The organism is Terrabacter sp. NPDC000476 (assembly GCF_040300125.1).
Classification (GTDB): Bacteria; Actinomycetota; Actinomycetes; order Actinomycetales; family Dermatophilaceae; genus Terrabacter.
Map to the genome: position 1 here is coordinate 899,323 of NZ_JBEPDF010000001.1, position 25,746 is coordinate 925,068.

19 protein-coding genes are annotated in these 25,746 nt (G+C 72.4%); 15 read left to right on the plus strand and 4 right to left on the minus strand.

What is annotated here, in order from left to right; genetic code table 11:
* Nucleotides 1-17: 17 nt before the first annotated feature.
* The gene (locus ABT295_RS04155) at nt 18-2,039 is read left to right on the plus strand and encodes a SpoIIE family protein phosphatase (RefSeq protein ID WP_352393145.1); all 2,022 of its coding nucleotides are present in this window, start codon (nt 18-20) and stop codon (nt 2,037-2,039) included.
* A gap of 2 nt (nt 2,040-2,041) precedes the next feature.
* Here the strand turns inward: ABT295_RS04155 and ABT295_RS04160 are convergent, their stop codons facing one another.
* Entirely contained in the window at nt 2,042-2,419 is a 378-nt protein-coding gene (locus tag ABT295_RS04160) for a helix-turn-helix transcriptional regulator (RefSeq protein ID WP_352393146.1), read from the minus strand.
* Between the two features lie 169 nt (nt 2,420-2,588).
* Between ABT295_RS04160 and ABT295_RS04165 the strand changes: the two genes are divergently transcribed.
* From ABT295_RS04165 to ABT295_RS04190, 6 genes are all read left to right on the plus strand, one after another.
* Nucleotides 2,589-3,926: an extracellular solute-binding protein gene (locus ABT295_RS04165; RefSeq protein WP_352393147.1), complete on the plus strand. Its 1,338-nt coding sequence runs from the start codon at nt 2,589-2,591 to the stop codon at nt 3,924-3,926.
* Nucleotides 3,919-4,842, plus strand: a complete 924-nt coding sequence (locus ABT295_RS04170) for a carbohydrate ABC transporter permease (protein WP_352393148.1) — start codon at nt 3,919-3,921, stop codon at nt 4,840-4,842. Before ABT295_RS04165 ends, ABT295_RS04170 begins: the two co-directional genes overlap by 8 nt.
* Nucleotides 4,839-5,780 carry a carbohydrate ABC transporter permease gene (locus tag ABT295_RS04175; protein WP_352393149.1) on the plus strand — a complete coding sequence of 314 codons (942 nt, stop codon included), beginning with the start codon at nt 4,839-4,841 and terminating at the stop codon, nt 5,778-5,780. The genes ABT295_RS04170 and ABT295_RS04175 overlap by 4 nt, the downstream gene beginning before the upstream one ends.
* Nucleotides 5,781-5,865: 85 nt before the next feature.
* Complete coding sequence (locus ABT295_RS04180) at nt 5,866-6,513, plus strand: GAF domain-containing protein (RefSeq protein WP_352393150.1); 648 nt, start codon at nt 5,866-5,868, stop codon at nt 6,511-6,513.
* A gap of 127 nt (nt 6,514-6,640) precedes the next feature.
* On the plus strand, nt 6,641-7,474 hold the full coding sequence (locus ABT295_RS04185) for a SigB/SigF/SigG family RNA polymerase sigma factor (protein WP_352393151.1): 834 nt from the start codon (nt 6,641-6,643) through the stop codon (nt 7,472-7,474).
* Nucleotides 7,475-7,488: 14 nt separating this feature from the next.
* Nucleotides 7,489-8,355: an MBL fold metallo-hydrolase gene (locus tag ABT295_RS04190; protein ID WP_352393152.1), complete on the plus strand. Its 867-nt coding sequence runs from the start codon at nt 7,489-7,491 to the stop codon at nt 8,353-8,355.
* A 40-nt stretch (nt 8,356-8,395) separates the two neighbouring features.
* Here ABT295_RS04190 and ABT295_RS04195 read toward each other — a convergent pair whose 3' ends face one another.
* Complete coding sequence (locus tag ABT295_RS04195) at nt 8,396-9,328, minus strand: NAD-dependent epimerase/dehydratase family protein (RefSeq protein WP_352393153.1); 933 nt, start codon at nt 9,326-9,328, stop codon at nt 8,396-8,398.
* A gap of 79 nt (nt 9,329-9,407) precedes the next feature.
* On the minus strand, nt 9,408-12,938 hold the full coding sequence (locus ABT295_RS04200; protein WP_352393154.1) for an ATP-binding cassette domain-containing protein: 3,531 nt from the start codon (nt 12,936-12,938) through the stop codon (nt 9,408-9,410).
* Between the two features lie 79 nt (nt 12,939-13,017).
* On the opposite strand from ABT295_RS04200, the gene ABT295_RS04205 reads away from it, so the two are divergent.
* The 3 genes from ABT295_RS04205 to ABT295_RS04215 all read left to right on the plus strand — a co-directional run bounded on the left by ABT295_RS04205 (nt 13,018) and on the right by ABT295_RS04215 (nt 16,597).
* Entirely contained in the window at nt 13,018-14,043 is a 1,026-nt protein-coding gene (locus ABT295_RS04205; RefSeq protein ID WP_352393155.1) for an aldose epimerase family protein, read from the plus strand.
* Between the two features lie 102 nt (nt 14,044-14,145).
* The gene (locus ABT295_RS04210) at nt 14,146-14,445 is read left to right on the plus strand and encodes an ANTAR domain-containing protein (RefSeq protein ID WP_352393156.1); all 300 of its coding nucleotides are present in this window, start codon (nt 14,146-14,148) and stop codon (nt 14,443-14,445) included.
* Between the two features lie 85 nt (nt 14,446-14,530).
* Nucleotides 14,531-16,597, plus strand: coding sequence for a transglycosylase domain-containing protein (locus ABT295_RS04215; RefSeq protein ID WP_352393157.1), 2,067 nt, complete (start codon nt 14,531-14,533; stop codon nt 16,595-16,597).
* 36 nt (nt 16,598-16,633) lie between these two features.
* Here the strand turns inward: ABT295_RS04215 and ABT295_RS04220 are convergent, their stop codons facing one another.
* On the minus strand, nt 16,634-17,362 hold the full coding sequence (locus tag ABT295_RS04220; RefSeq protein WP_352393158.1) for a helix-turn-helix transcriptional regulator: 729 nt from the start codon (nt 17,360-17,362) through the stop codon (nt 16,634-16,636).
* A gap of 284 nt (nt 17,363-17,646) precedes the next feature.
* Here ABT295_RS04220 and ABT295_RS04225 point away from each other — a divergent pair, with 284 nt between their 5' ends.
* Genes ABT295_RS04225 through ABT295_RS04245 form a run of 5 tightly spaced genes read left to right on the plus strand, consistent with a single transcriptional unit; the run spans nt 17,647 to nt 25,724 of the window.
* Nucleotides 17,647-21,399: a nitrate reductase subunit alpha gene (locus ABT295_RS04225; protein ID WP_352393159.1), complete on the plus strand. Its 3,753-nt coding sequence runs from the start codon at nt 17,647-17,649 to the stop codon at nt 21,397-21,399.
* Nucleotides 21,399-23,069, plus strand: coding sequence for a nitrate reductase subunit beta (narH, locus tag ABT295_RS04230; RefSeq protein WP_352393160.1), 1,671 nt, complete (start codon nt 21,399-21,401; stop codon nt 23,067-23,069). Before ABT295_RS04225 ends, narH begins: the two co-directional genes overlap by 1 nt.
* Entirely contained in the window at nt 23,066-23,755 is a 690-nt protein-coding gene (narJ, locus tag ABT295_RS04235; protein WP_352393161.1) for a nitrate reductase molybdenum cofactor assembly chaperone, read from the plus strand. The genes narH and narJ overlap by 4 nt, the downstream gene beginning before the upstream one ends.
* Nucleotides 23,752-24,510 (plus strand): respiratory nitrate reductase subunit gamma, encoded by a 759-nt coding sequence (gene narI, locus ABT295_RS04240; RefSeq protein WP_352393162.1) that lies wholly within the window; start codon nt 23,752-23,754, stop codon nt 24,508-24,510. The genes narJ and narI overlap by 4 nt, the downstream gene beginning before the upstream one ends.
* Entirely contained in the window at nt 24,507-25,724 is a 1,218-nt protein-coding gene (locus tag ABT295_RS04245) for an MFS transporter (protein WP_352393163.1), read from the plus strand. Before narI ends, ABT295_RS04245 begins: the two co-directional genes overlap by 4 nt.
* Nucleotides 25,725-25,746: the final 22 nt, after the last annotated feature.

Sequence of the window (25,746 nt, forward strand, 5' to 3'; positions counted from 1 at the left end):
CTGCCTATGGTGGTGCGATGGACCCCGATGACGCGGAGCTCGCGCGCCGGGTGGGCGAGGCGGAGCTCGTGCGCCGTGCCTTCGAGGCGAACCCGGTCGCGCAGACGGCGCTGCGCGGCTCCGACCTGCGTTTCGTCGCAGCCAACGCCGCCTATCGAGCGATGGCGGGCCGCACCGACTTCATCGGCAGGACGTTCACCGAGGTCTTCCCCGAGGTCGTGAGCCAACAGCTCTACGACCTCACGCTGTCCGTGCTGCAGACGGGGCAGCCGACGGTGGCCCGCGAGTGGCGTGTGCAGATCGAGCGGAACGGGTCGAGCACCCCGGACGAGCTCTACATCGACTTCACGCTCTCCCCCTGGCACGACACCGGGAGCGCCACGGACGCCGAGGGCCCCTCGGGCGCCACGGACGCGGGCGACGCCTCCCCGGGGCCGGCCGACGGGGTCTTCATCGTCGTCTCGGACGTCACCGACCGGGTGCGTGAGCGGCTGTCCGCCCAGACGCGCGCCGCCGAGGCCGAGCAGCGGTATGCCGCCGCCCGCGACGTCGTCACGCAGCTGCAGAACGCGCTGCTCCCCCACAGCGTGCCCGTCATCGACGGCGTCGACCTCGCCGCACGCTACCTCGTGGCGTCGCAGGACCAGGCGGCCGGCGGCGACTGGTTCGACGCCATCCCGCTCGCGGACGGCCGGCTCGCCGTCGTGGTGGGCGACGTCGTGGGTCACGGTGTGGCGGCGTCGGCGGCCATGGGGCAGCTGCGGGCGGTGCTGGGCGCCGTCCTGGCCCACACCGGAGACCTCGTGCAGTCGCTCGACTGGGTCGACGGGCTCGCCGGGAGCACGTCGACCCTGCGCGCTGCGACGGTCTGCGCCGTGGTCCTCGATCCCGCGGACGGGCGCCTCGAGTACGCCACCTGCGGCCACCCGCCGCCGCTCGTCGTCAGCCCTGACGGCAGCACGCGTTTCTTCACACCCACCGGCGGGGCCCCTCTCGGCACCGGACCCGAGGTGGCCGTGCGGCCCGACCGCCTCGGCCCGGACGACCTCCTGCTGCTCTACACCGACGGGCTCGTCGAGCAGCGCGGGCAGCCACTGCCGCTCGGGCTCGAGCGGCTGGCCCGCACCGCCGCCGACGCGCTCCGCAACCAGGTCATGCCCGCGCACGCCCCGACCTCGGGCGCCGAGCGCACCGTGCGCGACTGCGTGGAGCTGCTCACCCGTAACGGCTACGACGACGACGTGACGGCCGTCGCCGTCCAGCGGCGCCCCCGACTCCCCGCCCTGCACGTCGAGCTGCCGGCGAACCTCGCCAGCGTCAGCGCCGCCCGCTCGGCCGTGCTCGACTGGATCCACGAGATCGAGCCGGAGCGCCCCGACACGCAGGTGCTCGAGCTCGCCGTCACCGAGCTCGTCGCCAACGTGGTCGAGCACGCGTACCCCGCGCGTCCCGACGGCCCCGGCCCGGTGCACCTGGACGGCGCGCTCCTGCCCACCGGCGAGCTCCAGCTCGTCGTCGCGGACGACGGCGAGTGGCGCGAGCCGCCCGACCCGTCCGTCTCGAGGGGCCGGGGCCTCTGGCTCGTGTCCCGAGCGGCCGACAGCCTCGAGCTGCACCACGACGGCAGCACCCGGGCGGTCCTACGCCACGGGCTCAGCCGGGCGGTGGCGCTGGGCAGCGCCGCCACCGACGCCGACCGCGGTCGACGCCCCGAGTCGGAGCTGGACCTCGTCGTCGACGCAGGTCCCCCACGCCGCCTGCGGGTGAGCGGTGTCCTCGACAGCATGACGGCCCCGAGGTTCGCCGACGAGCTCGAGGTCGCGAGCCGCGGCGGTGTCCACCCGCTCACGGTGGACCTGTCGGGGGTCGACCTGCTGGCGAGCGCCGCCGTGCGCGTGCTGTTCGACCTCCGTGACCGCATGGCGGTGCACGACCTGGCTCCCACCCTCGTGGCACCTCGCGGCACGCCGGCGGCGTCCGTCCTCGACCTCGTGGGGCTGGTCCACGCCGAGGACGAAACGATCGACGACCCGATCTGAGCTCAGGCGCGTCGCGCGAGCGTGGCGCTGGGAAGCAGGCCGTAGCGCGCGCGGTAGGCCGCCGCGAACCGCCCCTGGTGACCGAATCGCCACGCCATCGCGATCTCCGTGACGCTGTCGCCACGGTCGACGCTGCCTGCCACGAGGTCGAGGTGTGCGCGTCCCATCCGCACGTGGCGCAGGTAGGCGAGCGGAGTGGACCCGACGTCGGCGAACGCGTACTGGACGGAGCGGACGGTGACGTGGGCCGCGGCGGCGATGTCGTCGAGGCTGACGGCCTCCGCCGCGTTCGTCTCCATGAAGGCCCGGGCCGTGCGCAGCGTCCGCCGAGCCGCGACGGAGAGCTCCCCCGGTGTATTCCGGGCGGTGCCATCGACCATGGCGCCTCCTCTCGTCGCGCTCGTGACGGTCCCTTACCCAGTTCTCGTGCGGCCGGCACCGGCTCCTCCGCGAGAAGCGTTTCTCCTGGAGGAGCAGGGGTACTTCTGCCCTCGAGGGTGCACAGGGCGCACCGGGAGAGAGGCGATGATGCGATCCAGGTTCGTGATCGTGGCGGCGACCGCCACGCTGCTCGCGGGGTGTGCGGGCGTGGGGGGAGGCGACGCCGGCGGCGCCGCCGCGGGCACGGCCGGCGCGACGCCCGCCGGAACGCTCAAGATCATGGGCTTCGGCGGCGAGGACGAGGTGGGCCAGGCTCGGGTGGCGGCCTTCAAGCAGGCCTATCCCGGTGTGACGGTCAGCAACGCCAAGGGCGACTTCGACGCCCAGCAGTTCCTGACGGCGCTGGCCAGCGGCAACCCGCCCGACCTCGTCTACATGGACCGCAACCTCGTCGGCACCTACGCCAAGAAGGGCGCCGTCGTGCCGCTCGACGACTGCATCGCGCAGCAGCGGATCGACACCAGCCAGTACCGCGAGGCCGCGATGCGGTCGGTGACCCTCGGTGGCAAGGTCTACGGCATCCCGGAGTTCTACGTCGTCACGACGAACCTCGTCGACGCCAAGACGCTCAAGACGGCCGGCGTCCCGACGAGTGCCATCCAGACCAAGGACTGGGCCGCCCTCAAGGCGACGACCGCGAAGCTGTTCGCCAAGAACGGCGCCAAGCTCCAGCGCATCGGCTTCGACCCGAAGCTGCCGGAGTACTTCCCCCTGTGGGCCACGGCGAACGGCGCCACCATCGTCAAGGACGACGGTGCCCCGAACCTCAACGACCCCAAGGCCGTCGAGGCCCTCGACTTCACGCTCGGGCTGGTGAACGACCAGGGCGGCTGGACGAGCTTCAAGTCGTTCCGCGACGCCTTCGACATCTTCGGCGAGAAGAACCCGCTGTCGGCAGGCACCGTCGTGGCCTTCCCCATGGAGAACTGGTACGTCAACGTGCTCCGGGACTTCCTCGGCAAGGGCCTCGAGCTCGACAGCACGCCCTTCACCGACCACGAGGGCAAGCCCGTCAGCATGGTCGGTGGCAGCGCCTGGGCGATTCCCAAGGGCTCGAAGAACGCGACCGCCGCCTGCGCGTGGGCCAAGACGCTCACCGACAAGGCGACGTGGCTCAAGGCGGCCGACGCGCGCATGGCGAAGGTGAAGCAGGACAAGAGCTTCTTCACCGGGCTCTTCACGGCGAACAAGCCGGCCGACGAGGAGATCCGCGCGAAGTACCTCACCGACGTGCCCGACCCGGGATTCAAGCGGGCCATCGACAACCTCTACGCCACGCTCGACACCGCGGTGGCCCTCAACCCCTCGCCGGCCGGGGCCGAGATCGACGCCGCGTGGCGCAGCGCCGTGACGCGCGCCCTCGGCGGCCAGTCCGCGCAGGAAGCCCTCGACCAGGCCCAGAAGGAGGCAGAGGCGGCCTTCAGCAAGGCGAACGGCAATGGCTGAGCGGCTGCGGGCCGGACGCCTGCAGCGCCGGGAGGCACGGGCGGCCTACGTCTTCATCACGCCGTGGATCGTCGGCTTCCTCGTCTTCACGGCGGGGCCGATGGTGGCGAGCCTCTGGCTGTCCTTCACCGACTACTCCCTCGTGGAGCCGGCCCATTCCGTGGGCGCCGCGAACTACCAACAGCTGCTTGACGATCCGCGTGTGGGCAAGTCCCTCGCCAACACGTTCGTGTATGCCGCCCTCTTCGTACCGCTCGGCACCGCCGTCGCGCTCGGGCTCGCCGTGCTGCTGCACCGCGTGGGTCGGGCCGCCGGCTTCTTCCGCACCGTCTTCTACCTTCCGGTGATGACCCCTGCCGTCGCAGCGGGGGCGATGTTCCTGCTCCTGCTCAACGGCCAGCGGGGGCTGCTCAACCAGGTGCTCGGGTGGTTCGGCCTCACCGGCCCCAACTGGACGACGGACCCCGCGTGGCTCAAGCCGTCGCTCGCGATCGTCAGCCTCTGGACCGTCGGCGGCAGCATCATCATCTACCTGGCAGCCCTCAACAACGTGCCCCGCCAGCTCTACGAGGCGGCCCTGCTCGACGGCGCAGGGCCGGTGCGCCGCTTCGTCAGCATCACGCTGCCGATGATCTCCGGCGCGCTCTTCTTCACCGTCATCACGCACACGATCGCCGCGATGCAGATGTTCGACCAGGCGTACACGATGTTCTACGGACCGCAGCAGAAGGCCACGGCCTCCGACGAGTCCCTCGTCTACATGGTCTACCTGTTCCAGAACGCCTTCGAGTTCTTCAAGATGGGCTTCGCCTCGGCCATGGCGTGGGTGCTCTTCGTCATCATCCTGCTCATCACCGTCGTGCAGGTGCGCATCGGCAACCGCTTCGTCTACTACGAGGGAGGCTCGACCCGATGAGCGTCGACACGAAGGCGACCCCTCCCCCGCTCGACCCGCCGCTCGACCCCGCCGCGGTCGAGCGTCCGACGGCCAACGAGCCGCTCACGCCCGCCGGCGTCCGCCGCCGGAGGCTGGGCCCCGGGGCGCTCCTGCGGTGGCTGCTGCTGCTCGTGGCCAGCATCGCCTTCACCTACCCGCTCATCTGGCTCGTCGGCGCCGCCCTCAAGCCGAAGTCACAGGTCTTCGACAACCGGCTCGTGCCCGAGACCGTCCAGTGGTCGAACTTCGTCGAGGTGTGGGACGCGGGACCCGTCGTGCGGTGGCTCTTCAACTCCGGCGTCGTCTCGGTCATGGCGGCCCTCGCCGTCACGTTCTCGAGCGCCTTCGTCGCGTTCGGCTTCGCCTACTTCCGCTTCCGCCTCCGCGGACCGCTCTTCGGACTCGTGCTCGCCACGATGATGCTGCCCGGAGCCGTGACGATGATCCCCGTCTACCTGATCTGGCACCAGCTCGGGCTCATCGACACCCAGGTGCCGCTCTGGGCCAACAACCTCTTCGGCTCGGCGTTCTACATCTTCCTCATGCGCCAGTTCTTCCTCGGCATCCCCCGCGAGCTGTTCGAGGCGGCACGCATCGACGGCTGCAGCCACCTGGGCCTGTTCCGCCGGATCGCGCTGCCGCTGTGCCGCCCGGCCCTCATCATCGTCTTCATCTTCGAGCTGCAGGCGAGCTGGTCGGACCTGCTGAAGCCGCTCATCTACCTCCAGACGGAGGAGTACTTCACGATGCCGCGCGGCCTCAAGCAGATCGTCGACGGCTTCGCACTGTCGGGCGAGTACCACTGGGAGATCGCGATGGCCGCGACGCTGGTCGCGACGCTGCCGATGATCGTGGTGTTCGCCTTCGCCCAGCGCTACTTCCTCGAGGGGCTGGCGACGACCGCGCGCCAGGGCTGAGACCCACCTCCCGAGCCGGGACAGGCCGGGACGAGGCGGGGGCGCTCAGACGCCCGATCCCGGGTACGGGCGCACCATGGAGCCCGTGCCCGCCACCCGCGACGCCCTCGGCTCGCTCGTCGCTGCGGGCGACGAGCGGGCTGTGGCCGACCTCGAGGACGTCGTGGAGCGCGCCGAGGCGATCGTGCCGGGTCTCGTCGGGCTCAGCCTGAGCTTCAGCCATCGGGACATCACCCTGACCTACGTGGCTGACACGACCGAGCCGGCCCTGCCCCACGAGTCGGCGAGCGCGGCGGACGGTCTCTCCGAGGATCCGCTCGACGAGGACGCGTGGCAGCGATCTGCGGAGGCACAGGCAGCGCCCGGGGTGCTGAGCAGCCTCTGCCTCCCCATCGTCGACGACGACCGGGTCATCGGTGACCTCAGCCTCTACGGCAGCCGGCGCGACACCTTCGACGCGTGCCGGGCCGCCCTGGCCGACACCGTCGGCGCCTGGGCGCCGGCAGCGGTGGCGAACGCCGACCTCACCTTCCGGAGCAGGGTCGCAGCGGCGGACGCTCCGCGCGTGCTCGCCGACGAACGGACGGTGGCGACGGCGGTGGCCGTGCTCGCCGAGGCCCACGGCGTCAGCCGGCGCACCACGCGTCGCCGGCTCGAGGAAGCGGCGGCCCGCGCCGGCATACCGGTGGTCGCCCTCGCCCTGCTCGTCCTCGAGGAGCGGGAGCGCGACTGACGCCCACCGGGCACGGCCAGGTCTTCGTTTCGTGGCTGTTGCGGAGCCCATCGGTGTGCGAGGGTCGAAGCACGCCGAGCGGTCCAAACACCGTGCCGACTCTGCCGTCCTCTGGACGGAGCAGACCATGGCAATTTCCGCACACCCCGACCGGCACGTCGACCACCAGGAGCGCGACGACCTCACGCGCGAGCTCTTCGAGCGTCGCCTGCAGACCCCGACCGAGCTCGTCCACTCCATCGACGAGCGGATCGTCGAGCTCTACCTCCCCTTGAGCGACGGCATGGCCCGCCGCTACGTCAACAAGGGTATCGAGGAGGAGGACCTCGTGCAGGTCGCACGCCTCGCCCTCGTCAAGGCGATCAGCCGCTTCGACGTCGGCAACGGCGGCTCCTTCGCCGCGTTCGCCGTGCCGACCATCGCCGGCGAGCTCAAGCGCCACTTCCGTGACCACGGGTGGATGGTGCGACCGTCACGCCGCGTGCAGGAGCTGCGGATCGCCGCCCGCACCCAGCGGCAGCAGCTGGAGCAGGAGCTCGGGCACACGCCGTCGCGCGCCGAGCTCGCCGAGCAGCTCGGCGTGCCCACGGAGGCGTTGGCCGAGGCCGACGCCAACGACTCGAGCTTCCGTCCGCTCTCCATCGACGCCCCGACTGCGGGCGGGGACGAGACCTCGCTCGGTGCGGCGGTCGCCGTCACCGACCCGGAGCTGGAGCAGGTCTGCGACCACGTCGCGCTCTCCGCAGCCCTGCGTGACCTCGACGACCGAACCCGCCGGGTGCTGCTCCTGCGTTTCGTCGACGAGGCGACGCAGCGCGACATCGCCGAGGAGCTGGGCGCGAGCCAGATGCAGGTCTCGAGGATGCTCAAGCGCACGCTCGCCGACCTGCGGGAACGCATGGACGACGAGCGCGATGCTGCCGACGTGACCACCGACGTCCCGGCCCACCGCGCGGGCTGACGGGAGGACGCTCCGTGCACCCCGCCGACCGGGAACCAGCAGCCACGCCGGAACGCGCACCCGACGTGACCGGGGGCGACGGCACACGGACGCCCCGAGCCGCCCTCACCTTCGTCGGCACGGCGACGACCGTGCTCCAGCTGGGGGCGTTCACCCTGCTCACCGACCCCAACTTCCTGCACCGCGGTCAGCGGGCCTATCTCGGCAAGGGGCTGTGGTCACGACGCCTGACCGACCCGGCACTCGTGATCGCCGACCTGCCCGCCCTCGACGCCGTCGTGCTCTCGCACCTGCACGGCGACCACTTCGACCGGGTGGCGCGGCGCGACCTGCCCCGCGAGCAGCCCGTCGTGACGACGCCGCAGGCGGCCGGTCGGCTCAGCAGCTGGGGCTTCACGACGCGCGGCCTCGACCCGTGGCAGACCACCGAGCTCGCCCGCGGCGACGAGCGGCTGACGATCACGTCGGTCCCTGGCATCCACGCGCGCGGCCTGCTGCGCGCCGCGCTCCCGCCGGTCATGGGCTCCGTGCTCGAGCACCGGGTCGACGGTCAGCTGCGGCACCGGCTGTACCTGAGCGGCGACACGTTGACGGGCAACCACCTCGACGAGATCAGGATCCGGTTCCCGGCGATCGACACGGCCGTCATGCACCTGGGCGGCACCCGGGTGCTGCTGCACACCGTGACCATGGATGCCGTCCAGGGCGTCGACTTCCTCCGCCGCGTCCGCCCGGCCCAGGCGGTGCCGGTCCACCACGCCGACTACGGCGTGTTCCGCTCACCCCTGCGCGACTTCCTCGGTGCGGCAGCGGGGGCGGGCCCGACCCGCATCCGTCCGGTCGAGCCCGGCCAGCGACTGGACCTGACGAGCCCGAGCTGACGAGATCGACGTCATGCCAGGCTGATCCGCCCTGACTCGATCAGCGGCGGTTGGTCGACACCCACTCGTCTATCGCCTCGACGACGGTGTCGACGACGCCGTGCGCCGGCACGAAGCCGAGCACCCGCCGCGCCTTGTCCATCGAGAACATCGGCGCCCGGGCGAGGTGGTCGATCGTCAGCTCGGCCTGGTCGGGCGTCAGCGTGCCCTCGAACTCGGCCCACGGCAGGAAGGTCAGCCGCGGCTCGTGGCCGAAGTGCCGCGCGAGCACCTCCGCGTAGCCGCGGAGCGTGAGCGCCTCGGTGCACACGCTGTTGAAGCTCTCCCCCGCCGCCGCCTCGGGCCGCTCGAGGCACGCCTGGTGCAAACGGGCGACGTCCTCGGCGTGGACGTGGTGGATCGTCTCGCCGCCCCGGTCGGGCAGCACGCACGAGCCGTCGGCGCGCAGCCGGTCGATGACGGCCGGGTCGACGTTCCCGGTGGGGCCGATCGGCATCCAGCCCGGGCCGCTGATGTGGCCCGGGTGCACGACGCTCGCGCGGACCCGCTGCTGCGACATCAGGTAGGTCTCGACCGCGAGCTTGCCGACGCCGTAGTCGCCGTACGGCTCCTTGGGCGCGTCCTCGGTCGTCGGCACGAGGGTGCTCGGCCCGTAGGACCACACGCTCCCGGTCTGCACGACGTGCTGGCCGTCGAGCGCCTCGACGAGCTGGCGCGCCTGCTCGGGGGTGAAGCACGTCAGGTCGACCACGGCGTCGGCTCGCAGTCCGGCGACGAACGACCCGAAGGTCCCGTCGGCCTCGGCGCCCGCGCGGTCGCACCGGCGCTGTTCGACCTCCTGCCAGAGCGGGTCTGGCCGGTAGGGCCGGCTCGTCCCACGGGTCACGACGACGACGTCGTGACCCGCACGCACGAGGTCCGGCACGAGGTAGGTGCCGATGTGTCCCGTCCCGCCGATGACGACCGTCCGCATGCCGCCACCCTACGAGCACACCGGCGCCCGTGGTGCGCCGGCCCGTGGCCGTCCGCCGGCCGGATGCCGGCCGGTGGCCTCAGCCGGCCAGGTGACCCCAGCTCGGGCTGAGCTCGCGCCACGGCGCCGCCGCCACGACCCGCCCTGCGTCGAGCACGACGACACGGTCGGCCTGGGCGAGCGCGGCCGCCTTGCTCGTGGCGCCGATGACCGTCGCTCCGCCGGAGCGGAGTGCCGCCCACAGCTCGATCTCGGTGGCGGCGTCGAGAGCCGACGAGACGTCGTCCGCGAGGAGCAGGTCGCTCTCGCAGGCCACCGCGCGGGCGAGGGCGAGGCGCTGCACCTGCCCGCCCGAGAGCCGCACGCCGCGGTGACCGACGAGCGAGTCGGGGCCGCCGGCCTCGGCGACGTCGCGCTCCATCCGGGCGGCCGCGAGGGCCGGCTCGACGCGCCGCTCGCCGTGGTCGAGCGCGACGTTGTCGGTGAAGGTGCCGGAGAGCACGCGCGGCACCTGGGCGATGTGCGCCACCCGGCCCGGTCGCAGCTCGTCCTCCGGCGAGCTCAGCACACGTCCGTTCCAGGCCACCTCGCCGGTGTGGGCGGTGAGCCCCGCGAGCGACGACAGCAGGCTCGACTTGCCCGAGCCGACCTGGCCGAGGAGCAGCACGAGCTCTCCCGCGGTGACGGTCAGGTCGACGTGCTCGACGCCGACGGTGCCGTCGTCGTGCACGGCGGTGACGTCGCGCAGCGTGAGGGTGCGCAGCGGCTCGCGCTCGCCGGCACGGGGCGCCGCGGCGACTCCCTGCACGAGGTCCATGCCCGCGGGGAGGACCATCAGGTCGCCACCGCCTGCGAGGCGGCTCGTGGCGTTCATCCACGACCGCACCCCGGGTGCCTCAGTGACGACGGAGCCGGCGACCCGGCCGAACCAGTCGAAGCCACTGACCGCGTTGGCGACGAGCAGCGCGATGGCGAGGGTCCACGTGCCGTGGAGGTAGCCAGCCCAGGCGGCGACCACGCCGCACTGGACCATGACGACGGGCACGCCGTCGAGCAGGGCCTGCACCCGGTGCTCGCGCACGGCGGCGTCGACGCGTCCGCCGTCGACCCGGCGCAGGTGCTCGTGCACCTGCGGCGTGGCTGCAGCGAGCTTGACGGTGCGGATGGACTCGAGCGCCGACACGAGCGAGCGGCCGAACCCGGCGCGGGCCGTCGAGGCCGCCGCCGCCGAGCGACCGGCGACGGGCCGGCCGAGGGTCGAGGCGAGGGCGGAGACGACCATGACGACGAGCAGCACGGCGCCGGCCAGCCAGGAGCGGGCGATGAGCGCGGTCATGGCGGCCACGACGAGCCCGTTGACGAAGTCGACCCAGCGGTCGGTGTAGCGGGCGAGCCGGTCGGCATCCATGGTGCGGGCGACGACCTCGCCCGCCGGGGTGCGCTCGAGGCGGCGCTGCGCGGTCTGGCCGGCGAGCACCGCGGCGCGCACCCGCAGGCGGACCTCGACCCACCAGTGCGGGTAGGACCGGAAGGCCTGCGACAGCACGAGCGGGCCGGCGACGAGCGAGACGACGAGGGCTGCCAGGCGCCACCCGGGGTTGCGGCCCTGCTGGAGGTCGGTGACGACGAGTCCCCAGAACCAGCCGGTGACGGCCCCGAAGGCGCCGGTGACCGAGGCGACGAGGAAGAGCGAGGCGCCGAGCAGGCCCCACTGCGGCTGGATGCGCACGGCGTGCAGCACCTGCCGGGCGAGGCCGGGCGTGGGCTCGAGCGACGGGGACGGCGGCGGGGTGGTGCTGCGCCGCACCGACCCGATCGTCGCTGCGTCGTGGTGGTGCTCCTCGACGGCCACCTCGTGCGCGGCCGCGTCGAGGAGCCGGCGGAACGGCCCGTCCGCGGCTGCGAGCTCGGCCCGGGGACCCTGCTGCACTACGCGGCCCGACTCGAGCACGGCCACCTGCTCGGCCCGCTCGGTCGTCGAGAGCCGGTGCGCGACGAGGATGCCGGTGCGCCCCGAGATGAGCCGGTCGGCCGCCCGCACGACCCGGGCCTCGGTGACGGGGTCCATGCGCGCGGTGGCCTCGTCGAGCACGACCACCCGCACGTCACGGACGAGCAGCCGGGCGAAGGCCACGAGCTGCTCCTCACCGGCGGAGAGGGTGGTGCCGCCCGGGCCGAGCATGGTGTCGAGGCCGTCGGGCAGGCCTGCCACCCAGTCGACGAGGCCGAGCTCGGCGACGGCGGCCTCGACGCGCGCCCGCGGCACGTCGCCGAAGAGCGTCATGTTCTCGGCCAGCGTGCCGGCCAGCACCTCGGTGCGCTGCGTGACGACGCCGATGGCGGCCCGCAGCTGCTGGAGGTCGAGGTCGCGCACGTCGGTGCCCCCGAGGAGCACCGAGCCCCGCGGCGGCTCGACGGCACGCGACAGGAGCGAGGCGAGCGTCGACTTGCCCGAGCCCGTGCGCCCCACGAGCGCGCACGTGTGGCCGGCCGGGACCGCGAGGTCGACGCCGCGCAGCGCGAAGGTGCCGGTGCCGTAGGAGAACTCGAGACCACGGAACTCGACGTCGAGCGGTCCTGCGGGCAGCGGCATACCTCCTGCGGGCTCGGCCGGCGAGGCGAGCATCGAGCGCAGTCGCAGCACGGCACCGAAGCCCTCCTGCAGGTCGGGCAGGTGCCGCGCGAGCATGTCGACGCCACCGACGAACATCGTCGTGACGAGGAAGAGCGTGACGAGGCGGGCCGTCGAGAGGGCGCCGCCCAGCACGAGAGCGGTGCCGACGACGGCCACCGCGGCGAGCGCGCCGTGGAGCAGCCCGCCGCTGCGCCGCGTGATCCGGGCCTCGACCTGGAGCACGCGGTCGAGGGCGGTGTGCACGCGAGCGGCCATCCGCGCGTTGCGGCCCAGCACGTGCGCCTGGCCGAGCGCCGTGCGCAGGTCGTCGCGGGCGGCGATGCCCTCCTCGGTGGAGGCGGCGTGGTCGGTCCACGCGGCCTCCTCGACGACCTTGCGCTCGGCGACCCGCGGCAGCAGCCGGCGCACGACCCAGTAGGTCGCGAGGCCGGTGAGGGGGAAGAGGATCGCGGCCGGCCACCAGGTGAGGCTCGCGACGACCCAGAGCGGCCCGGAGGCGAGGGCCGTGCGCACGGCCTGCCACACGCCCCAGCGCATCAGCTGGCCGACCTCCCACGTGTCGTCGTCGATGCGGTCGAGCACCTCGCCGACGGCCTGCTCCGACAGCTCCGAGAGCGGCTGCGCCATGGCGGCGTCGAGCAGGTCGGCCCGCAGGCGGCCCTCGGCCCGGTCGCACACCGTCGCCCACATCATCTTGGCGACGGTGTCGACGAGCGCTCCCCCGACGACGGCCGCCGCGAGCAGGAGCACGAGGGTCGACGTGGGGTTCGCGGCCAGCCGGCCCGCCACCATCGAGCCGAGCGACGCGGCGACGGCGCCGACGAGCGACATCGAGAAGCAGACGACCGTCAGCGGACGGCGCACCCGGCGCCAGTCGACCGGCGCACGGCCGGCCGGCACCCCGGACGGCGCGGCCGGTCCAGGTCTCGAGTCCCCGTTCGAGACCTCTGCCTCGTGCTGCCCCTGCGTCGTCATGGTCACAATCACTGAACGCTACCGACGACCACCGACACCGCGCCTCTCCTTTTGGTCCGGGCCCCCGGCATACTTCGGCGTGACCCGCCCCACCGAGCCGAGGAGCACCATGGCGACCGCCGAGCCCACGACGATCGAGCTCACCGCCGACGGACTCCTCCTCGAGGTCGTCACGGCCGGGGCCGCCGTGCGGCGCCTCGTGCTCGACGGCGGCAACGGACCGGTCGACGTCGTGCTCGGGTTCGCCGACCCGGCGCTCTACGGCACCGGCACCGACTACCTCGGGGCGACGATCGGGCGGGTCGGCAACCGCATCGCCGGCGGGCGGTTCACCCTCGACGGCGACGAGGTGCGGGTGGAGACGAACGAGGCGGGCAACACGCTGCACGGCGGCCCGGAGGGCTTCGACCGCCGCGAGTGGGCCGTGCTCGACCGCGCGCCCGACCGCGTGACCTTCGGGCTGCACAGCCCGGACGGCGACCAGGGCTTCCCCGGCGCGCTCGACGTGACGGTGACGTATGCCGTCGCGCCGGGTGTCGTGCGCATCGGCTACTCCGCGACGACAGACCGCCCGACCCCGGTCAGCCTGACGAACCACACCTACGTCAACCTCGACGGTGAGGCATCCGGCCGCGTCGACGACCACTCGCTGCAGCTCTCGTCCGACGCCTTCACGGTCGTCGGCCCCGGGCTGGTGCCGACCGGGGAGCAGCGCGACGTCACGGGCACGCCGTTCGACTTCCGCGCCTCCCGACCGATCACCGAGGCGCTCGGCGCCCACGACGAGCAGGTGGCGCTCGGCGGTGGCCTCGACCACAACTTCGCGGTGCGCGGCACGGGACTGCGCCACGTCGCCACCCTGCGCGGCACCTCGGGGCGCACGCTCGTCGTGGAGAGCGACCAGCCCGGCGTGCAGGTCTACACCGGGGCGCACTTCGACGGCACGGTCGTCGGGACGTCGGGCACGGCATACGGCCCCAACGCGGGAATCGCCTTGGAGACGCAGGGTTTCCCTGACGCGCTCAACCACGCCGGCTTCCCCTCGAACGTGCTGCGCCCCGGGGAGACCTACACGAGCACGACCACCTGGACGTTCAGCGCCTGACCGGCGGGCCCGGGCCACGCGAGCCCGTGGGCATTGCTAGCATCAGCGCGGCGCAGTCCTGAAGCGAGCCGGGAGCCGAGCGCCTCTGCCTGCAGGATCGTCATGACCCCGTTCCAGGACCCGGACGCCCCGGCCCCGTTCGACCACTGCCCGACGTGCGGTGTCGACGTCACCGTGCTGCGTGACCAGATCGCCGCGCTGACCTCGAGGTGCGAGCACCTCGTCCACGCCCTGCAACGGAGCCGCGACATCGGCGCGGCCATGGGCATCCTCATGGCGCTCCACCGCGTGACGCGCGACGACGCCTTCGAGCTGCTGCGCCGCCGCAGCCAGGAGACCAACACGAAGCTGCCCACGATCGCCCTGCACGTCATCGAGACCGGTGCGCTGCCCGAGCGGTGACGCCGACGACGACCTCCCGCGCACGTTCGGCAGACGTCCACCGCGCTCCCACCTGACGAGCAGGATCGCGCCCTAGCGTCGAGGGGTGGACGCAGTTCGCGGGACCGGTGCTCGGGGGACCGGACGGCTGCTCGTCGCCTTCGTCGCGGCGGCCGTCGTGCTGGGCGCGCTGGGCGCGGGCCTCGCGGCCCCACCCGTCGCGGCCGTCGGTGCGCTCGCCTCCGCCGGCGGCGCGGACTTCACCGACCTGCCGTCGGTGCTGACCACGGCGGCGCCCGAGCAGCGCTCGCAGATCCTCGCCGCCGACGGCTCGCTCATCGTCGCCCCCGGCGACGAGGACCGCGTCGTCGTGCCGCTGGCGGCCGTCGCGCCGGTCATGCGGCAGGCCCAGGTCGCCATCGAGGACAGCCGGTTCTACGAGCACGGGCCCATCGACGTGCAGGGGCTCGTGCGTGCGGCCGTGTCGGACCTGCGCACGGGCACCGCCGGCGAGGGCGCCTCGACCCTGACCCAGCAGCTCGTCAAGCTGACGCTGCAGTCGCAGGCGCTCGCGGCCGGCCACGACGCGGCGGCCGCCGCCGCCGTGGAGAAGACCCTGCCGCGCAAGCTGACCGAGCTGCGGTATGCCGCCGCGCTCGAACGCGCGTGGAGCAAGGACCGCATCCTCGAGGGATACCTCAACCTCGCCTACTACGGCGCCGGCGCCTACGGCGTCGAGGCGGCGGCCCAGCGCGACTTCGGCGTCCACGCCTCGGCCCTCACGCTGACCGAGGCGGCGACGCTGGCGGGCCTCGTGCAGAGCCCGAGCACGACCGACCCCGTGTCGCACCCGGCAGCAGCGAAGGCGCGCCGCGACGTCGTGCTCGGCCGGATGCTCGCGCTGGGGCTCGTCAGCCGCGCCCAGTGGCAGGCCGCCGTGCACCGTCCGCTCGCGGCGGACCTGCACGTCACCCACGAGCCGACGACGTGCGCGAGCTCCACCCACCCCTACTTCTGCTCCTTCGTCGTCAGCTGGCTCGAGCAGGAGCCCGAGCTCGGCCCGACCCGGCAGGCCCGGCGCGACCTGCTCTTCCGGGGCGGGATCACGGTCCGCACGACGCTCGACCCGGACGTGGAGCGGGACGTCGACCGGGCCCTGCCGGCGGTGGCACCGCGCGGCAACGCGCTCGGTGTCGCGGCGGCGGCCTACGTGACCCGGCCGGGCACCGGCGACGTCGTCGCGCTCGGGCAGGACACGGCATACGGCAGCGGGTCGTCGGCCGGCACGACGGAGCTCGACTACGCGGTCGACGCGCGCTACGGCGGGTCGAGGGGCTTCCAGTTCGGCTCGACCGCCAAGGCCTTCTCCCTCGTGACGGCGATGGAGCAGGGGCTGGGCACCGGTGCGAGCGTCGACGCACCCGCCGCCGACAGTGCGCACCCGGCGACCTTCCACCCCAAGGACTTTCCCCAGCCGTGCGGACTGTCGCGGCCCTGGCGTGTCTACAACGACGAAGCGTGGCACGGCGGCCGGATGCCGCTGTCGACGGCGACCGAGCAGTCGACGAACACGGCCTTCGTGGCGCTCGCCGCTCACATCGGGGTCTGCGCGATCCGGAGCACGATGACCGCCTTCGGCGTGCACGACGCGAGCGGCGGCCCGATCGGCACCTACCCGCCCCAGGTGGTGCTCGGCGCCCAGCAGGTGTCGCCCCAGACGATGGCCGACGCGTATGCCGGCCTCGCCACCGGCGGCGTCCTGTGCCGCACCCGGCCGGTCACGAGCGTCACCCGCGCGGGCCGCACTCTCCTCGCCGTCGCCCCGTCGTGCACCCGTGTCGCCGACGCCCGGGCGGTGCGGCAGACGACGCAGCTGCTCGAGGACAACATGACGCACGGCTCCGGCATCCTCAACCAGCTCTCCGGTCGGCCGTCCGCGGGCAAGACCGGCACGTCGAACGCCAACGCCCAGTCGTGGTTCGTCGGCTACACCCCGCAGCTGGCGACGGCGGTCTGGGTGGGCAACCCGACGCAGCAGAACCGCCCGATGTTCAACGTGTCGATGGCGGGCAAGAGCTGCGCCTCGATGACGGGCGCCTGCTACGCCGCCCCGATCTGGCGCCGCATCATGGATGCCGCCTCGAGCGGCCTCCCCGTCGCACCGATGCCGTGATCCGCGTGGCGGGGCGTGCGGTCGAGGTTCGGCCTCTCAGTGGGCGCGCGACATCCGCGCCGTGCACGACGACGCGGTCACGAAGGGCTGCAGCTCGACGCCGGCGTCCGGCTCCCCGACCGCGGCGAGCGTGCCCCTGAGCAGGCCGAGGTGGATGCCGCAGACCACCTCCGGGTGGGCGCGCGCCATGGCTGCGAACGGGCAGTCGTGCAGGGTGAGCTCGATCGTGCGGCCGCGGTCGGCCGTCCGCAGCTCGGGCTCGTAGCCCCACTCGGCGAGGATGTCGACGGTGAGGCCCACCTTGCCGAGCCAGGCCCCGGTCGTGCCGGCAGGGGCCTGCGTCGGGGTGTCCGCGCTGGTGCGGTCGGCGACCCACTGAGCCCCGGCCTCCTCCGGGGCCACGCGCTCACCACCCTCGCGGGCCTGCGCCCACGTCGCGGTGAGCAGCGCCGCGAACGAGTCGAGGGCGTCCGCCCCGCCCAGGCCGGGAGCGTGCGTCCCGGCCGCGCGGTACACCTTGCGGGGACGACCCACCCCACCGCGACGTTCGCCGGCGACGAGGTCACCCGCCACGACGAGACGCTCGAGGTGCCAGCGGGCCGTGCTCACGTGGATGCCGAGCAGGCGGCCGACCTGCGCCGCCGTCAGGCCCGAACCGTCGGCGCGCGGGTCGCCGGACTCGGCCAGGACGCGGTCGAGCACCGCCCGTCGGGTGCCGCCGACACCCTCGGCGTCAGCCGCCGCCTCCCCCACCTCATCACGCATCAGGTCCTCCACCGTGCCGCTCTTTTACGTGATTTGGAGGATAGTCGATCAAGCCGGCACTCCAACGGGCGACCCCTGAAGATGAGGGCGATGAGTGCGAATTGCCCCGCCGCACGGCGGGACTCGCTACTGTGAGGCGCGAGGGTCACCGTCCTCGGAACCACCGCCCGGCGGGAAGAGGTCGACGTAGACGCAGCATTTGGAGGACTCCCGACAGGGCCTCGCAGGGTGCGTCGCGACCCTTGATCGGCCGCGCCCCACCGCCACCGACGAGAGGTGCCCTCGTGACCGCCGCACGACCCACGCCAGCGCTCGACGGCCCCGCGTCGGACGCGCTCCTGCGCGCCGGCCGCTTCTTCACCCGCTGGGAGGAGTCCGACGACGGGCGGGCGGTCTACCGGTCCGGTGGGCGTGCCGGTGACGTCTTCTACCGCGACCGCTGGAGCCACGACAAGGTCGTGCGCTCGACCCACGGAGTCAACTGCACCGGCTCGTGCTCGTGGAAGGTCTACGTCAAGGACGGGATCATCACGTGGGAGACGCAGCAGACCGACTACCCCTCGGTCGGCCCGGACCGCCCGGAGTACGAGCCCCGCGGCTGCCCGCGCGGCGCCGCCTTCTCCTGGTACACCTACTCCCCCACCCGGGTGCGCTACCCGTACGTGCGGGGGGTGCTGCTCGAGCTGTACCGCGAGGCCAGGACGCGGCTCGGCGACCCCGTCGCGGCCTGGCACGAGATCACGACCGACCCGGTCAAGCGACGCCGCTATCAGAGTGCCCGCGGCAAGGGCGGGCTGGTGCGGGCGTCGTGGGGCGAGGCCGTCGAGATCGCCGCAGCCGCCCACGTGCACACCATCAAAAAGTACGGCCCCGACCGGGTCGCCGGCTTCTCCCCGATCCCGGCGATGTCGATGGTCTCGCACTGTGTCGGCACGCGTTTCATCCAGCTCATCGGCGGCGTCATGACGAGCTTCTACGACTGGTACGCGGACCTGCCCGTCGCGAGCCCCCAGGTCTTCGGCGACCAGACGGACGTGCCGGAGTCGGGCGACTGGTGGGACGCGACCTACCTCGTGATGTGGGGCTCCAACGTGCCCGTGACCCGCACGCCCGACGCGCACTGGATGGCCGAGGTGCGCTACCGCGGCACGAAGGTCGTGACCGTCAGCCCCGACTACGCCGACAACACGAAGTTCGCCGACGAGTGGATGCCGGCCCAGGCGGGCACCGACGCCGCGCTCGCCATGGCCATGGGCCACGTGCTGCTCAAGGAGTTCTTCGTCGACCGCGAGGTGCCGTTCTTCACCGACTACGTGCGCACCTACAGCGACCTCCCCTTCCTCATCCGGCTCGAGCCTCCCGTGGAGGCGTATGCCGACGCGTCCGGTGACGGCGCAGCAGTGCCCTGGGTGCCCGGCAAGTTCCTCACCGCCGCCGACCTCGCCGCCGAGGGCGGTGCCGGCGCAGACGAAGATGCATGGAAGACGGTGCTGCTCGACGAAGCGACGGGACAGCCGGTCGTGCCGAACGGCTCGATGGGCTTCCGCTACGCCGACTCCGGCAAGGGCCGGTGGAACCTCGACCTCGAGGGCGTCAGCCCTGCACTGACGATGGCCGGTGGCCCAGCGAAGGCGGTGGAGGTGCTGCTCCCGGCCTTCGCCGAGCCGGACGGCACCGGGTCCGTGCTCCGTCGTGGCGTGCCCGCACGCCACGTCGGCGGCCACCTCGTGACGACCGTCTACGACCTGATGCTCGCGCAGTACGGCGTCGAGCGGCCGGGTCTGCCGGGCAGCTGGCCCACCGGCTACGACGACGTGTCCGAGCCCTACACGCCCGCGTGGCAGGCCGAGATCACCGGGGTGCCCGCCGAGCAGTGCATTCGCATCGCTCGCGAGTTCGCGACGAACTCCGAGCAGTCGCAGGGCCGCTCGATGATCATCATGGGTGCCGGCATCTGCCAGTGGTTCCACGGCGACGCCACCTACCGGGCCATCCTCTCGCTGCTCGTCCTCACCGGCTGCATGGGGCGCAACGGCGGCGGTTGGGCCCACTACGTGGGCCAGGAGAAGTGCCGGCCCATCACCGGCTGGATCAGCCTCGCCAACGCCCTCGACTGGAGCCGGCCGCCGCGGACCATGACGGGCACGTCGTACTGGTACATGCACACTGACCAGTGGCGCAACGACGGCTACTCGGCCGACTCGCTGGGCTCCCCTCTCGCCAGAGGACATCTGAGCGGCAAGCACACGGCCGACACCATCGCGCAGTCCGCCCGCATGGGGTGGATGCCGTTCTACCCCCAGTTCGCCACCAACCCGCTGCAGGTGGCCGAGGACGCCCAAGCCGCCGTCGAGGCGGGCACCGCCGCCAGCACGGCGGCATACGTGGCCGGCGCTCTGCACGACGGCTCGCTCACCTCGGCCATCGAGGACGTCGACGCCCCCGAGAACTGGCCTCGCACCCTCGTTCTGTGGCGCAGCAACCTCATGGGCTCGTCGGCGAAGGGCAACGAGTACTTCCTGCGCAACCTGCTCGGCACCCACCACAACGTCATGGGCAGCGAGAACCCCCACGCGCCGAGGCCGTCCGAGGTGAAGTGGCACGACGAGGCGCCCGAGGGCAAGCTCGACCTGCTGCTGTCGGCCGACTTCCGCATGACGTCGACGACGCTCCTGTCGGACATCGTGCTGCCCGCGGCGACGTGGTATGAGAAGCACGACCTCAGCTCGACCGACATGCACCCGTTCGTGCACGCCTTCACCCCGGCCATCGACCCGCCGTGGGAGGCCAAGAGCGACTTCGAGCTGTTCCACCTCCTCGCCGAGAAGCTGTCGGACCTCGCGCGCACCCACCTCGGCGTGCGACGCGACCTCGTCAGCGTGCCGCTCATGCACGACACCGCCGGCGAGACCGCGCAGCCGGGCGGGCGCGCGGTCGACTGGCGCACCACCGGGCAGCCGGGCACACCGGGGAAGACGATGCCCGTCTTCCAGGTCGTCGAGCGCGACTACACCGCGATCGCCGAGAAGCTGGCCACGGTGGGCCCGCTCGCCGACAGCCTGGGCTTCACGGTCAAGAACGTGACGTTCCGGGTCGAGGAGGAGGTGGCCCGCCTCGCGGCCAAGAACGGCGTCATGCTCGGCGGCGCCGGTGACGGACGTCCCGCCCTCGACACCGACGCCAAGCTCGCCGAGGCGATCCTCACCTTCTCGGGCACGACGAACGGCCACCTCGCGGTTCAGGGCTTCCGCACGCTCGAGGAGCGCGTCGGCAAGAGGCTCGTCGACCTCGCCGAGGGCTCCGAGGAGAAGCGGATCACCTTCGCCGACACCCAGGTCCAGCCGGTGCCCGTCATCACCTCGCCCGAGTGGTCGGGCTCGGAGACCGGTGGCCGACGCTATGCCCCCTTCACCGTCAACATCGAGCGGCTCAAGCCCTTCCACACCCTGACCGGTCGCATGCACTTCTACCTCGACCACGACTGGATGCAGGACGTCGGCGAGGCCCTCCCGATCTACCGCCCGCCGCTCGACATGCACCGGCTCTTCGGCGAGCCGAGGCTCGGAGCCGACGGCGGCAAGCAGGTGACGGTGCGCTACCTGACGCCGCACTCGAAGTGGTCGATCCACTCGGAGTACCAGGACAACCTGCTCATGCTCTCGCTCTCGCGTGGCGGCCCGACCGTCTGGATGAGCCCCCAGGACGCCGGCTCCATCGATGTCGCCGACAACGACTGGGTCGAGTGCGTCAACGACAACGGGGTGCTCGTCGGCCGGGCGATCGTCAGCCACCGGATGCCCGAGGGCGTCGTCTACGTCCACCACGCGCAGGAGCGCACCATCGACGTGCCGAAGTCGGAGGCGACGGGTCGACGGGGCGGCATCCACAACTCGGTGACCCGCCTGCTCGTCAAGCCCACGCACCTCATCGGCGGCTACGCGCAGCTGTCCTACACGTTCAACTACCTCGGCCCCACCGGCAACCAGCGAGACATGGTCTCGACGGTGCGCAAGCGCTCCCAGGAGGTGACGTACTGATGCGCGTCATGGCCCAGATGGGCATGGTGATGAACCTCGACAAGTGCATCGGCTGCCACACCTGCTCGGTCACGTGCAAACAGGCATGGACCAACCGGGCCGGCACCGAGTACGTCTGGTTCAACAACGTCGAGACGCGGCCGGGCCAGGGCTACCCCCGCCGGTACGAGGACCAGGAGACGTGGCGCGGCGGCTGGACCCTCACCCACCGGGGAAGCCTGAAGCTCAAGGCCGGTGGCCGGGTGCAGAAGCTGCTCGGCATCTTCGCGAGCCCCGTCCAGCCCGGGCTCGCCGACTACTACGAGCCGTGGACCTACGACTACCAGACGCTCGTCGAGGCGCCCCTCGGCGACGACTTCCCGGTCGCCCGGCCGAAGTCGCTCATCACCGGCGAGAACACGAGGATCACGTGGTCGGCCAACTGGGACGACAACCTCGGCGGCGCGAGCCAGCTCGGCCACCTCGACCCCGTCGTCGAGCGCCTCCGGCGCCAGTCGGAGGACGCGGTGCGCTTCGAGCTCGAGAAGACCTTCATGTTCTACCTGCCGCGCATCTGCGAGCACTGCCTCAACCCGTCGTGCATGGCCTCGTGCCCGTCCGGCGCGATCTACAAGCGCGAGGAGGACGGCATCGTCCTCGTCGACCAGGACCGGTGCCGCGGCTGGCGGCAGTGCATCACCGGCTGCCCCTACAAGAAGATCTACTTCAATCACAAGAGCGGTAAGGCCGAGAAGTGCACGTTCTGCTACCCGCGGATCGAGGTCGGGCTCCCCACGGTCTGCTCCGAGACGTGCGTCGGGCGGCTACGCTACCTCGGGCTCTTCCTCTACGACGCCGATCGCGTCACCGCGGCCTCCGCCACCCCGGACGAGGGCGACCTCTACGAGGCGCAGCTGGACCTCATGCTCGACCCGAGCGACCCCGAGGTCGTCGCGGCCGCGCGGCGCGACGGCATCCCTGACGACTGGATGGACGCCGCCCGACGGAGCCCGGTCTACGCCCTCGCCAAGACCTACCGGGTGGCGCTGCCGCTCCACCCGGAGTACCGCACCATGCCGATGGTCTGGTACGTCCCACCGCTCTCCCCCGTCGTCGACGTGCTCTCCTCGCAGGGCCACGACGCCGAGAGGAGCGACGTCCTCTTCGGCGCCATCGAGGCGCTGCGCATCCCCGTCGAGTACCTCGCCGAGCTGTTCACCGCCGGGCGCACCGACGTCGTCACCGGCGTGCTTCGCAGGCTCGCCGCCATGCGCGCCTACATGCGCGACGTGTCCCTCGGCCGCGACGGCGACCCGTCGATCCCCGCGTCGGTCGGGATGAGTGAGGAGTCGCTCCTCGAGATGTACCGCCTCATGGCGATCGCCAAGTACGCCGACCGCTACGTCATCCCGACCGCCCACGTCGAGCGGGCCCACGAGCTCGAGGAGCTGGCCTGCTCGCTCGACTACGCCGAGGGGCCCGGCATGTACGACTCCGGCCCGTTCGGCGAGGCGAGCGGACGGCCGGCCCCCGTGGCGGTCGAGACGTTCAACGCGCTCCGGCAGCGCCAGACCACCGACTCCCCCACGTCCGACGACGAGCTGCGGGGCCGGGTCAACCTGCTCAACTGGGACGGCAACGGCGCCCCGCCGGGGCTGTTCCCGGGTCGGGACGGGGGGCGGTCGTCGTGATCGGGCGCCGTCGCCGCTCCGGGCCGGCCCTCGACCACCGGGTCGTCCACGTCGTGGCCGGCCGCTGCCTCGACTACCCCTCCGCCGACCTCGCGGACGCCCTGCCCGCCATGCGGGACGCCTTGGCCGAGCAGGGCGACTCCCCGGCCGCCACGACCCTGGGCGCGCTCGTGGCGCACCTGGCCGCGGCCGACCTGCCGGACCTCCAGAGGGCCTATGTCGACACCTTCGACCTCAGCCGAAAGCACGCCCTGTACCTCTCCTACTGGACCGACGGCGACACCCGGCGTCGCGGCGAGGTGCTCGGCCGCTTTAAGCAGGCCTACCGCGACAGCGGCGCGGTCGTCGACACGCACGGCGAACTGCCCGACTACCTCCCGATGGTGCTCGAGTTCTCCGCCAGGGTCGACCCCGAGGCCGGCGCGGCGCTGCTCCAGGGCTACCGCGCCAGCCTCGAGCTGCTGAGGATCGCGTTGCAGGAGCGGCAGAGCCCGTATGCCGCCGCCGTCGTCGCCGTGTGCGCGACCCTGCCGGGCGAGTCACCCCGCGACCGTGCCGCCGTGATGGAGATGGTCGGGATGAGCGGGGCGCAGCCGAGCGAGGCCGTCGGGCTCGAGCCCTACGACCCGAGACTGCTGCCGCTCCAGCCGGTCTCGGCCGGCACGACGCCCGGAGGCCGCTCGTGAACAAGTTCCTCTGGGGCGTGCTGCCCTACCTTTGCATCGCCAGCCTCGTCGGCGGCACGGTGTGGCGCTACCGCTACGACAAGTTCGGGTGGACCACCCGCTCGTCGCAGCTCTACGAGTCACGGCTGCTGCGGATCGGCTCGCCGCTCTTCCACTTCGGCATCCTGCTCGTCCTCGTCGGACACATCGGCGGGCTCGTCGTGCCGGAGGCGTGGACCGAGGCGGTCGGTGTCAGCGAGGGGCTCTACCACTTCAACGCGCTGCTCTTCGGTGGCCTCGCCGGGGTCTGCACGCTTGCCGGCATCCTCATCCTCGTGTACCGGCGCCGGCGCACCGGGCCGGTCTTCATGGCGACGACGCGCAACGACAAGCTGATGTACGTCCTGCTCGTGGCGGCCATCGTGCTCGGCCTCTGGACGACCCTGGTCAGCGTCGGCGCGGGCAGCGAGGCGCACAACTACCGCGAGACCGTCTCGCCCTGGTTCCGCTCGGTGCTGCTGCTGCGCCCCGACGTCGCTGCCATGGCGGCCGCGCCGGTGCAGTTCCACGTGCACGCGCTCGTCGGCATGCTGCTCTTCGCCCTGTGGCCGTTCACCCGTCTGGTGCACGCGTTCACCGCGCCCGTGCACTACCTGTTCCGCCCCTACATCGTCTACCGCTCCCGCGACCGCGGGACGACCGGCGCCCGTTCGGCCCGACCGGGCTGGAGCAGCGTCGGCACCCCGGACCGCGAGCAGCACGAGGAGACCCGATGAGTCGCACGGCGACACCCACCACGGCGGCCACCACCCCGGATCTCTCGGGGCAGGGCCGCAACCTCGCCCTCGCCCTGTTCGCCTTCACGGTGACCTTCTGGGCGTGGAACATCATCGGGCCCCTCGGGGTGCGCTACACCGAGCAGCTGGGCCTGACGAGCAGCCAGAAGGCGCTCCTCGTCGCCACACCCGTGCTCGTCGGCTCCGTGGGCCGCATCCTCGCGGGCGCACTGACCGACCGCCTCGGCGGACGCGTCATGTTCCCGGCGCTCACCCTCCTCAGCGTGCCCTTCGTGCTGCTCGTCGCGGTGGCTGGCAACGCGCGGTCCTACACCCTGCTGCTCCTCTTCGGCTTCTTCCTCGGCATCGCCGGCACGACCTTCGCCGTCGGCATCCCCTTCGTCAACGCGTGGTTCACGGCCGACCGGCGCGGCTTCGCCACCGGCCTCTTCGGCGCCGGCATGGGCGGCACGGCGCTCTCGGCCTTCTTCACGCCGCGGTTCGTCACGTGGTTCGGCTACACCGCGACCCACGTGATCCTCGCCGCCGCCCTCGTCATCACGGCGGCGATCTGCTGGGTCGCCATGCGCAACTCGCCGCTCTGGTCGCCGAACACCGACCCCGTCCTGCCGAAGCTGCGCGCGGCGCTGCAGCTGCCCATCACGTGGCAGATGTCGTTCCTCTACGCCGTGGCGTTCGGCGGGTTCGTCGCCTTCTCGACCTACCTGCCGACCTACCTCAAGGACGTCTACGCCTTCGACCTCACCTCGGCCGGCACCCGCACGGCCGGCTTCGCCATTGCCGCCGTCGTCGCTCGCCCGATCGGTGGCGTCCTCAGCGACCGCATCGGGCCGCGGGCGGTGCTCGGCATGTCGCTCGCGGGCACGGCGGTCCTCGCCGTGGTGCTCGCCTTCCGTCCTCCGCTCGAGCTGCCGGCCGGCGCCGCGTTCGTCGCGATGGCCTTCTTCCTCGGCCTCGGCACCGGCGGCGTCTTCGCGTGGGTGGCCGAGGCGGCGCCGCCCGAGCGGGTCGGCAGCGTGACCGGGCTCGTCGGGGCGGCAGGTGGCCTCGGAGGCTACTTCCCCCCGCTGGTGCTCGGCGCGACGTACGAGAAGGTGCTGCCGGCATACGGCGTCGGGCTCGTGCTGCTCACGGTGGTGGCCGTCGCCGCCCTCGCCTTCTCGCAGCTCGGCATCCGGTCGAAGGCATCTTGACGCGATCTTGACGCCGTCGCTC

Excerpts from the sequence above, each read along its gene's own strand:
- ABT295_RS04155 (WP_352393145.1), top strand. The coding sequence starts at position 18 with ATGGACCCCGATGACGCGGAGCTCGCGCGCCGGGTGGGCGAGGCGGAG.
- ABT295_RS04160 (WP_352393146.1), bottom strand. The coding sequence starts at position 2,419 with ATGGTCGATGGCACCGCCCGGAATACACCGGGGGAGCTCTCCGTCGCG.
- ABT295_RS04170 (WP_352393148.1), top strand. The coding sequence starts at position 3,919 with ATGGCTGAGCGGCTGCGGGCCGGACGCCTGCAGCGCCGGGAGGCACGG.
- ABT295_RS04175 (WP_352393149.1), top strand. The coding sequence starts at position 4,839 with ATGAGCGTCGACACGAAGGCGACCCCTCCCCCGCTCGACCCGCCGCTC.
- ABT295_RS04185 (WP_352393151.1), top strand. The coding sequence starts at position 6,641 with ATGGCAATTTCCGCACACCCCGACCGGCACGTCGACCACCAGGAGCGC.
- ABT295_RS04195 (WP_352393153.1), bottom strand. The coding sequence starts at position 9,328 with ATGCGGACGGTCGTCATCGGCGGGACGGGACACATCGGCACCTACCTC.
- ABT295_RS04200 (WP_352393154.1), bottom strand. The coding sequence starts at position 12,938 with ATGACGACGCAGGGGCAGCACGAGGCAGAGGTCTCGAACGGGGACTCG.
- ABT295_RS04210 (WP_352393156.1), top strand. The coding sequence starts at position 14,146 with ATGACCCCGTTCCAGGACCCGGACGCCCCGGCCCCGTTCGACCACTGC.
- ABT295_RS04220 (WP_352393158.1), bottom strand. The coding sequence starts at position 17,362 with ATGCGTGATGAGGTGGGGGAGGCGGCGGCTGACGCCGAGGGTGTCGGC.
- narH (WP_352393160.1), top strand. The coding sequence starts at position 21,399 with ATGCGCGTCATGGCCCAGATGGGCATGGTGATGAACCTCGACAAGTGC.
- ABT295_RS04245 (WP_352393163.1), top strand. The coding sequence starts at position 24,507 with ATGAGTCGCACGGCGACACCCACCACGGCGGCCACCACCCCGGATCTC.